This window comes from Flavobacterium sp. (genome assembly GCF_035456085.1).
GTDB lineage: Bacteria > Bacteroidota > Bacteroidia > Flavobacteriales > Flavobacteriaceae > Flavobacterium.
On the sequence record NZ_DATIDY010000111.1, the window covers coordinates 1 to 10,173 of the forward strand.

The following is a 10,173-nucleotide window of genomic DNA, read 5'->3' on the forward strand; positions in this document are numbered from 1 at the left end:
ACCTATTAACATTTCAGACATTTTGTTTACGGCATCACGATAACCTTCTACATATTTTTGTGTAGTTTCGTCCAACATAGTGTGAAGTGCATGAACTACTCTTTCTGGCTCTACAATCACTTGTTTATCTCCAAATGCAGCTACAGAAATATCAACTTCAGGCTTTTTGCTAAGAATAGCAACTCCTATTTTATCCAAGACAATTCCATCTGTTTCATCCAAATCCTTGGTGGTAAACAATTCATTTTCAAACTCTAACGAACTTTTTAGATTTAAACCACTTACTGAGCTGATTTCATTGATAGAATCTGTTGTGTTAGAACCTTCAGGAAGTAATACCAAATATCTTCCAGTGTATTCTACTTTTTCCTCTGCTTTTAACTTTTTAGACATCTTATTTAATATTTAATGATTAGTGCCTACTCTTAAATAGGATTTTCGGCTAACTCCTTGAAATTGAACATTTAAACAATGATTCAAAATTGGGAGTATTTAGAATAAAAAGCAGCAGTAAAAACCCTAAAATTAGTTACCGAAAAACATCTAAAAAACAAACCGTAAAAACACGGTGGAGAAATGTTAAAATCCCTGCTTTATTTTTAAAGAAAAATCTGTTTTTTTACATTAATTTTTTTTTAACTTTATGAAAAACAGATAATTATGAAAACACAAAACTTATTGACCGAAAACCCATTGTTATGCATTGCTATTTTTCTTGCCGGAGCGCTTACGCTTTATGTGATAAGAAAGATCTTTTCCCCATCTTCAAACTCAAATGAAAATGTCAGACCAAGCACGATGTCTCCAAAAGTGATTCAGAATATGGTCGATAACTATCGAAATAACCAATTAAAATCCATTAATGATGCTTTAGGAATTAATGATGCTATTACAGTTTCGTTTGAATTAAAAAAATTAAAGAATTTCTTAAAAAGCGTCGAAAGTGAAACAAGAAAAGTAAACGCGAAAATAGAAGAAGAACAACTGGGAGTACGCTGCTATTATGCCGCTTACCCTATTGATAAAGAAAATCTGGATGCTGAATTTCGAAAAGAAGAATTCGCAAGACGGCATACCATTATTATGATACCAACTCTAAAATTAAAAAATGATCAAGGTGTTTATTTAGATTACGATTTTAATCCATTGGATCCTTCCACCTATTCAAGAAATAGAAATTCTGACAATAATGTGCAAATGCAAACGATGATGAGTACAATGAGTGCAGGTTCCTCCGAAGTAATAGCTTTTAATCATGGAAGTTTAATTCCTCCAGCCACAGTTACCCCACTTAGTTATTAAAAAATGACTCTTAACCAATTTCAAAATACTTTAGGAGAAATTCTTTTTTGGATAGAAGGATTATCTGCGTTGATTGCCTTGTTGTATTACAAAAGCGCAAAGGATTCCTTTTGGAAGTATTTTGTTTATTATCTGATAATTTTATTTTTATTGGAAATAATTGGCCGGTATAATGAAAATTGGGGAAAGCATTCTAAGGTAAATTTCTATAATTTTCTGGTGATCCCCTATCAGTTTATCTTTTTTTATTGGTTATATGCTCTGAAATCCTTTAAAAATAAAAAATTCTTTTGGGGTTTATCCATATTATATTTTGTTTCATTTCTAAGCGAAATTTTCTTTGAGAAATATAAAATTTTCTTTTCCTTTAATTACACTTTAGGATGCTGTATGTTAATGATTTTGGTGGTAATGGAGTATTATCGCCAAATTAATTCAAATGATATTTTGATATTTCAACAAAACAGAATGTTTTACATTAATCTGGGAGTAACCATTTTTTATATCGGTACACTCCCATTTATTACTTTTTATCCTTTCATTGTAAAATATGTTGAAGTTTGGAATATTTATTATGATTACTTTCTGATTTCTGATATCATGATGTATGTATTATTCTCAATTTCATTTATATGGGGAAAACAGAACTTTTAATCACCGTCATACTTTTTAATATTTTTTTCGTATTGTTTCTGTCTGCCATTTTTATTTACATCAGAAAATATAGGCAGCGTAAAAAAGAATATTTAAAAGAAATAGAAACCAAAAATGAGATTCACGAGAAAGAATTAATCTCAACGCAGCTGGAAATTCAGCAAGCTACCATGCAACAAATTGGAAGAGAAATTCATGATAACATTGGACAAAAACTGACTTTGGTAAGTTTGTATTCTCAGCAATTGCTTTATGAGAACAAATTTTCGGAATACAATCAAAAAATTGAACAGATTTGTAAAATTACCGACCAATCTTTACAAGACTTACGGGAACTTTCGAAAGCTTTGACAGATGATACACTAAATCAAAAAGGAATTGTCTCTTTGATAAAGAAGGAAATAAAAAAAATTAAAGCTTTAAAGAAATTCAAAATCTCTTTTAAACATAATTTTGAAGAACTTGATGTTGATTATATGCAAAAAAATGTGCTGTTGAGAATTATCCAGGAGTTTATTCAAAATAGCATTAAACACGCACACTGCAAGAATATTTTTATTGATTTAAATACGTCCGATGAAAATATTTGGGAATTAAAAATCAATGACGACGGAATCGGATTTGACACCAAAAATAATCTCAGCAACGGAATTGGGCTTGCCAATATGAAAAAAAGAACCGAAATAATCGGTGCCGAATTTAATCTTACTTCAGAAATAAACAAAGGAACCTCCATTCTTATCACCCTAAAAAGAAAGTCATGAAAAAAACCATTATTATTGTGGATGATCATTTGCTGATTGCAAAAGCGCTTGAAGGAATTATTAGCAATTTCAAAGACTTTGAAGTAATTAATATTGCCGAAAACGGAAAAAAATTAATTAAGAAATTGGAAGAAAAGAAAACCATTCCTGACATTATACTTCTGGATATCAGCATGCCGGTAATGGACGGATTTGAAACAGTGCTTTGGCTAAAAGAACATTATCCTAACATTATCACAATGGCTTTGACAATGCAGGGAGATGACAATAGCGTTATCAAAATGGTAAAAAATGGTGCCAAAGGATATCTACTAAAAAACACCAATCCACAGGAACTTGAAAAAGCTTTAAACAAACTTGTTAGTGACGGTTTTTATTATCCAGATTGGGCTTCGAAGGTTCTATTTTCAAATTTCAATAATCAGGATTACGAAAAAAAAATCAAATTTTCAGATCGAGAAACAGAATTCCTAAAATATACCATCACTGAACTCAGCTACAAAGAAATTGCCGATAAAATGTGTTGCAGCCCGAGAACTGTTGAAAGTTACAGAGATAATCTGTGCGAGAAATTAGAACTAAAAACAAGAGTTGGTTTAGCTGTTTTTGCAATAAAAAATGGATTTACATAATTGATTTAAAATTAAATTTTGAACTTCAAAGAAGAGTTTTATTAGCTTTGTTTCATTTATTTTAGATTTAGTTACCTTAACAGGCTATCCACTACAAGTCCGCGTTCATCGCCCAAAAAAAACATAAACCATTTAAAATCAACAAAATAAAAACCTTTTATCTCCCTCTATTCTACAATAAAAAAAAATGATAGTTGAATTGTTTTATATTTAAAATTTAGTCTACCTTTGCTTAACAGTGTTAAACAATTTAATACTCAAATATAATGGCAAGTAAAGATCGTATTTTAAGACAAAAAGAAGAGACAAGAAATAATATTCTTGAGGCTGCTTGTACCATCGTCAAAGAAGAAGGATGGCAAGGTCTTAGTATGCGAAAAATTGCTGATAAAATTGAATACACTGCTCCCATTATCTACGAATACTTTTCTAATAAAGAAGCTATTTTACAACAGCTAACTGGTCAGGGTTTTATTAAATTGACGAAAGAGCTTGAAAAAGCGAAAGCAAAATTTGAAAAACCGGATGAACAATTAGAAGCTATGTGGATGGCATATTGGAATTTTGCCTTTACAGATACCGAAATGTATCAGTTAATGTTTGGTGTACAAATGACTTGCTGCTCACAACGATGTCCAGCATCTGAAGCGCCTTACAACTTATTTACTGCAGTTATTGCTGAAATTATGAAAAACAGCAATCCAAGTAATGATGTGATAAAACAGAAATATTTCACTTTCTTTTCAGTAATTCATGGCTTGATTTCTATTAATATCATCAACAAAAGTGCGGTAATGGAATCCATCAACAACCAGATCCTGAAAGACGCAATTGGTGGTATCATAAAATCAATACAATAAAAAAATTTCGCATTTCACTTAACAGTGATAAATAATTTAATAACGTAATAATAACCCCTTATTTACTTTTACTTAACACTGATAAATAATTTAATACTCATCATAAGATGAATTTAGAAACTTTATTATTTGACAATTTAGCAACTATTACTTAACGATGTTAAATTATTTAATAATATTAAAAATAAACGGAAATAAATACTAATCTATTAAAAACAAGCAAATTAATTAAAAACCAAATAAAATGAAAAAAGTAATTATTATCAGCCTAATTCTCGCATTTACACTTAGTAACTGTGCAGATAAATCGCAAGCACCTGCTGCTGCACCCGCGCCTGTCCTGCCTACTATGGCAATTACTACCGCAAGCACCACAACTGATGCTGAATATCCTGCTGCTATACAAGGAACTGTCGATATCGAAATTCGTCCACAAGTGAGTGGTAATTTAGATAAAGTTCTTGTCGATGAAGGTGCTTATGTTACTAAAGGACAAACATTATTTAAAATAAACGAACGCCCTTTCCGCGAGCAGCTCAATACAGCTTTGGCCAGTCTTCATGCTGCCGAAGCCGCATATATCAACGCCCAGCTAGAAGTGGATAAACTTACGCCTTTAGTGCAAAACAAAGTCGTTTCAGACTATCAGTTGAAAACTGCTAAAGCTTCTCAAAAGATTGCTGCTGCCAATATCGAACAGGCAAAAGCCACAGTTGCTTCAGCAAAAATCAATTTAGGATATACCAACATTACAGCTCCGGTAAATGGCTACATTGGAAGATTGCCTAAAAAACAAGGAAGCTTAGTTTCTGCAACAGACGTTGATCCTTTGACAACCCTTTCTGATGTTCACGAAGTGTTTGCTTATTTCTCTTTGGGAGAAACTGATTTCATCAAATTCAAATCACAATATGCGGGAAAAAGCATTGGTGACAAAATTAAAAATTTGCCTCCGGTAACTTTATTATTAGCAGATAATAGCGCTTATCCGCAAACCGGAAAAATCGATATGGTCGATGGCCAATTTGATAAAACTACGGGTGCTATTACCGTTAGAGCAACATTCCCAAATCCATACAGGACTTTGCGCTCTGGAAATACAGGAAAAATTCGCTTAGGATTAGAGCATGACGATGCGATTTTGGTTCCGCAATCGGCTACGATTGAAATGCAGGATAAAGTTTTTGTTTTTGCAGTAAATAAACAAAACAAAGTCACTAAAACGCCTATTACAGTTGTCGGAAAAAGCGGTACTAATTACCTTATCAAAGATGGTGTAAAAACTGGAGACCAAATCGTATTAACGGGCATTGACAAACTTCAGGAAGGACAATTAATTCAGCCTGAAAAACCAACCACTAAGATTGCTCAAGTAATTAACAAAAACTAATTTTTAAGAAGATGTTCAAAATATTTATACAAAGGCCCGTCCTGGCAACCGTTATTTCCATTTTACTGGTCATATTGGGAGTCTTGGGACTTGCGAAATTGCCACTTCAGCAGTTTCCTGATATTGCCCCACCATCGGTTTTGGTAACTGCGGTTTATCCCGGCGCCAATGCTGAAACGGTTTTACGTTCTGTTGCACCATCATTGGAAGAATCTATAAACGGTGTTGAAAATATGACGTATATGAGTTCAACTGCCAGTAATGACGGTACACTAGCGATTACTGTTTTTTTTAAATTAGGTACAGATCCAGATCAGGCTGCGGTTAACGTTCAGAACAGAGTTGCGCAAGCTACTAGCCAATTGCCTGCCGAGGTTGTTCAGCAAGGTGTTATCACTGCCAAACAACAAAATAGTTTTATCATGGCAATCGGTATGTACACTGATAATGAGTCCAAATACGACCAGACATTTGTTGCTAATTATGCCCAAATCAATATTATTCCAGAAATCAAACGTATTCCTGGTGTAGGTTCGGCTAGTATTTTTGGTGGTGTAAAAGATTATTCTATGCGCGTTTGGCTGAATCCAACACAAATGTCAACCCATAATGTGACACCAAATGAAGTGATGGCAGCGATTCAGGACAAAAGTTTGGAAGCCGCTCCGGGGAAATTTGGAGAACGAAGCAACGAAGTTTTTGAATATGTAATCAAATACAAAGGAAAACTAACGAAGCCTGAAGATTACCAAAACATCGCAATTCGCTCCAATCCTGACGGTTCAACACTTCGATTGAAAGATGTAGCAAGAGTGGAACTTGGTGCATACTCTTACAACAGTTTAACTCGTTTGAATGGTAAAAAAGGAATTGTAATTGGTGTTATTCAGTTGGCTGGTTCTAACTCCAATGATATTCAGATTGCGATTAACAAATTGATGGTCAAAGCCGCTAAAGATTTTCCTTCTGGAATAAAACATAACATATTTTACAGTACAAAAGTTTCGCTGGACCAATCAATTGCACAAGTAGAACACACATTAATTGAAGCTTTTATATTGGTATTTATTGTTGTATTTCTATTCCTTCAGGATTTCAGATCGACTTTAATTCCGGCAATTGCAGTACCTGTAGCCATTTTAGGAACGTTCTTTTTCATGCAGTTATTCGGATTTTCGATCAATCTTTTAACGCTTTTTGCATTAATTCTAGCCATCGGAATCGTAGTCGATGATGCAATTGTTGTCGTCGAAGCGGTGCATGCCAAAATGGAGCACAAACATTTATCGCCAAAAATCGCCACACACGAAGCTATGCACGAAATTACAGGAGCGATTATCTCGATTACGCTGGTAATGGCTGCCGTATTCTTGCCGGTTGGTTTTATGGAAGGTTCAACAGGAGTTTTCTATCGTCAGTTTGCTTTTACTATGGCAATTGCAATTGTAATTTCTGCTGTAAATGCTTTAACTTTAAGCCCTGCCCTAGCCGCTTTATTTTTGAAGGATAATCACGCTAACGGAAATACTCCTTCCGAGAAAAAAGGATTTAAAGAAAAATTCTTCATTGGATTTAATAATAGTTTTAATGCTTTGACCAACCGTTATGTGGGTGGATTAAAATTCTTAATTAAAAACAAATGGGTAAGTTTAGGAGGTTTGGCTATAATTACTGTTGCTACAATTGTAATGGTAAAAAATACTGCCTCAGGGTTTATTCCGACAGAAGACCAAGGATTTATTGCCATTGCGGTTAATACTCCTTCGGGAACTTCATTAGACGGAACCCAAAAAGTAATGACTAAAGCAGAAAATACTTTAAGAGGCTTAGAGTCTTCTCGATTTGTAACAGCCATTTCAGGTTTCAACTTATTAACCAATTCTACTAGCCCATCATCTGCGGTTGTTTTTGTTTTGCTTAAACCAAATGAAGAACGCGGCGAAATCAAGAATATCGATGAAATAATGAATCAGGTTCGTGGCAAACTAGGCGCCATTTCAGAAGGTAGTTTCTTCGTATTCAGTTTTCCAACTGTTCCAGGTTTTAGCAATGTCGAAGCTTTGGATTTGGTTTTGCAGGATAAAACGGGAGGCAAATTGGATAAATTTAGCGGCATCTCTCAAACTTTCATTGGCGAATTAATGAAACGCCCTGAAATTGCCGTAGCCTTTACCAGTTTCAAAGCCGATTATCCACAATTACAATTGGATATTAATGATACCAAAGCAGATCAATTGGGCGTAAATGTAAAAGACATTCTGCAAACGATGCAGGCTTATTTTGGTAGCGCGCAAGCATCAGATTTTAACCGTTTTGGAAAATATTACAGAGTCGTTGTTCAGGCAGATATTGCCGACAGAGCAGATCCTTCAGCGATTGACCGAGTATTTGTAAAAAACAAAAATGGAGAAATGGTTCCTATAAATACTTTGGTAAAACTATCTCGTATTTATGGTTCGGAAACAGCTTCGAGATACAATTTGTTTAATTCTATTTCGGTAAATGCGATTCCAAAACCTGGATTTAGTTCAGGAGATGCCATCAAAGCCATTGAAGAAGTTGCCGCTCAGCAATTACCCGCAGGTTATAGTTACGAATTTTCAGGTCAAACCCGCGAAGAGATTGCCTCTGGAGGACAATCAGCGACAATTTTCTTATTGTGTTTGATATTCGTTTACTTCCTGCTTGCGGCTCAGTACGAAAGTTACATTTTGCCTTTGGCAGTAATCTTATCGATCCCAGCCGGAATCTTTGGGGTATTTGTTGCCATCGGATTAACAGGAATCGAAAATAACATTTACGTACAAGTTGCCTTGATCATGCTCATCGGATTGCTCGCGAAGAATGCAATTCTGATAGTCGAATTCGCATCACAACGAAGAAGATCTGGTCAAGGATTGGTCGCTTCGGCATTGCAGGCAGCAAAACTCCGTTTGCGTCCAATTATCATGACATCACTGGCTTTTGTTGTTGGAATAATTCCGATGATGTATGCCAAAGGTCCATCTGCTCAGGGTAACCATTCCATTAGTATTGGTGCCGCAGGAGGAATGGTTTCAGGAGTAATTCTTGGGCTGTTAATCATCCCGGTTTTATTTGTCGTATTTCAATATTTACAAGAAAAAGTTACTAAAAAACCAGTAGCTCAAATTCATAACAAAGAAAATCAAAATGGAAAACTATATAACCACGATATTGGTAACAATCATCACCAGCCTAGCGTACATAGCGTATAAGGTGTCAAAACATCTTGACACCAAAAAAGAAAACTATCCAGAAATTTAATTAGGAAAAAGTAAAATGAAAAAGTATATAACGAAAATCTTGCTGGTCATAATCCTGATCATCACATTTATATCCTGTACGGTTTCAAAGGATATTGAAACGCCTAAAGATGCTTTCCCCGAGCATTTCAGGAACACAGCAGTTTCCAATGATACGACAAGTATTGGCGATTTAGAGTGGAAAAATTTCTTTACCGAAAAAGATATCGTTCAGTTGATTGACAGTGCTGTAACTCGAAATAACGATTTGCAGATCGCTACCAAAAACATCGAAATCGCGCAATACCAATTCACACAATCGAAATGGAATAATGTTCCGCAAGCCGATTTATTTGTCACTGCTGAAATCAACAATCCTTCTGAAAACAGTTTTACCGGAAGAAGTTTGAATCAGGCTTTAGGCAAAAAACACATCGAAGATTATTCGGCTGGAGTTTCACTTTCATGGGAAGCGGATATTTGGGGAAAAATCAAAAACGAGAAAAAAGGCGCTTTTGCCAATTATCTGCAATCGGAAGAAGTCAAAAAAGCATTGCAAACTACTATTGTTGCAAATGTGTCGCAAGGATACTATAATCTTTTGATGCTCGATGCTCAGTTAGAAATCGCAAAGCAAAATGTGCAATTAATCGACAGTACAAGCAACATCATCAAGCTGAAATATGATGCTGGACAGGTTACTTCATTAGCCATTCAGCAAACGGAAGCGCAAAAATTAAATGCATCACAATTGGTTCCTTTATTGGAACAAAATATTGCGATTCAGGAAAATGCATTGAGCGTGTTGACAGGTTCATTCCCAAATTCGAAAAAAAGAAGCATTGCTCTTTCTGAAATTGCTGTAAAAAACAATACAGCTACCGGAATTCCTTCTTCGGTAATAGCCAGAAGACCCGATGTTAAAAGTGCCGAATTAGCGCTAAAAGAAGCAAATGCAAATGTCGGGATCACAAAAGCCGAGCTGTATCCTGCCTTAAGAATCACAGCGCAAGGCGGATTAAATTCGTTCGAATCCAGTAATTGGTTTACGATGCCAGCATCGTTATTTGGAACTGCTCTTGGAGGTTTAACCCAGCCTTTGTTGAATAATAAAAGATTAAAAACGCAGTATAATATTGCGAAAGCTGAAAGAGAAAAAGCAGTTTTGAATTTCAGACAAGCTGTTTTGGTAGCCGTTAGCGAAGTATCAGACGCTTTGGTGAGAATACAAAAATTAGAGCAGCAACAGTCTTTTCTCAATGAACGCGTAAAAACATTGCAATTAGCCATTAAAAATTCGAAACTATT

Annotated in this window: 8 protein-coding genes; 7 read left to right on the plus strand and 1 reads right to left on the minus strand. The window is 34.9% G+C overall.

Translation table 11 applies throughout. From position 1 onward, the window contains the following. On the minus strand, window positions 1–393 hold a 393-nt coding region (locus VLC96_RS08590; RefSeq protein WP_325262136.1), incomplete at its 3' end, for a hypothetical protein. A gap of 267 nt (window positions 394–660) precedes the next feature. On the opposite strand from VLC96_RS08590, the gene VLC96_RS08595 reads away from it, so the two are divergent. From VLC96_RS08595 to VLC96_RS08625, 7 genes are all read left to right on the plus strand, one after another. Then, complete coding sequence (locus VLC96_RS08595) at window positions 661–1,302, plus strand: hypothetical protein (protein WP_325262137.1); 642 nt, start codon at window positions 661–663, stop codon at window positions 1,300–1,302. A gap of 632 nt (window positions 1,303–1,934) precedes the next feature. After that, the gene (locus tag VLC96_RS08600) at window positions 1,935–2,720 is read left to right on the plus strand and encodes a sensor histidine kinase (protein ID WP_325262139.1); all 786 of its coding nucleotides are present in this window, start codon (window positions 1,935–1,937) and stop codon (window positions 2,718–2,720) included. Then, window positions 2,717–3,352, plus strand: coding sequence for a response regulator transcription factor (locus tag VLC96_RS08605; protein WP_325262140.1), 636 nt, complete (start codon window positions 2,717–2,719; stop codon window positions 3,350–3,352). The genes VLC96_RS08600 and VLC96_RS08605 overlap by 4 nt, the downstream gene beginning before the upstream one ends. A 266-nt stretch (window positions 3,353–3,618) precedes the next feature. Continuing rightward, window positions 3,619–4,212, plus strand: coding sequence for a TetR/AcrR family transcriptional regulator (locus VLC96_RS08610; RefSeq protein WP_325262142.1), 594 nt, complete (start codon window positions 3,619–3,621; stop codon window positions 4,210–4,212). Between the two features lie 244 nt (window positions 4,213–4,456). Next, window positions 4,457–5,602, plus strand: a complete 1,146-nt coding sequence (locus VLC96_RS08615) for an efflux RND transporter periplasmic adaptor subunit (protein ID WP_325262143.1) — start codon at window positions 4,457–4,459, stop codon at window positions 5,600–5,602. A gap of 11 nt (window positions 5,603–5,613) precedes the next feature. Beyond that, on the plus strand, window positions 5,614–8,838 hold the full coding sequence (locus VLC96_RS08620; protein WP_325262146.1) for an efflux RND transporter permease subunit: 3,225 nt from the start codon (window positions 5,614–5,616) through the stop codon (window positions 8,836–8,838). A gap of 64 nt (window positions 8,839–8,902) precedes the next feature. Beyond that, the coding region (locus VLC96_RS08625; RefSeq protein WP_325262147.1) for a TolC family protein at window positions 8,903–10,173 on the plus strand (1,271 nt) is incomplete at its 3' end.

Excerpts from the sequence above, each read along its gene's own strand:
- VLC96_RS08620 (WP_325262146.1), top strand. The coding sequence starts at position 5,614 with ATGTTCAAAATATTTATACAAAGGCCCGTCCTGGCAACCGTTATTTCC.
- VLC96_RS08600 (WP_325262139.1), top strand. The coding sequence starts at position 1,935 with ATGGGGAAAACAGAACTTTTAATCACCGTCATACTTTTTAATATTTTT.
- VLC96_RS08605 (WP_325262140.1), top strand. The coding sequence starts at position 2,717 with ATGAAAAAAACCATTATTATTGTGGATGATCATTTGCTGATTGCAAAA.
- VLC96_RS08610 (WP_325262142.1), top strand. The coding sequence starts at position 3,619 with ATGGCAAGTAAAGATCGTATTTTAAGACAAAAAGAAGAGACAAGAAAT.
- VLC96_RS08615 (WP_325262143.1), top strand. The coding sequence starts at position 4,457 with ATGAAAAAAGTAATTATTATCAGCCTAATTCTCGCATTTACACTTAGT.
- VLC96_RS08595 (WP_325262137.1), top strand. The coding sequence starts at position 661 with ATGAAAACACAAAACTTATTGACCGAAAACCCATTGTTATGCATTGCT.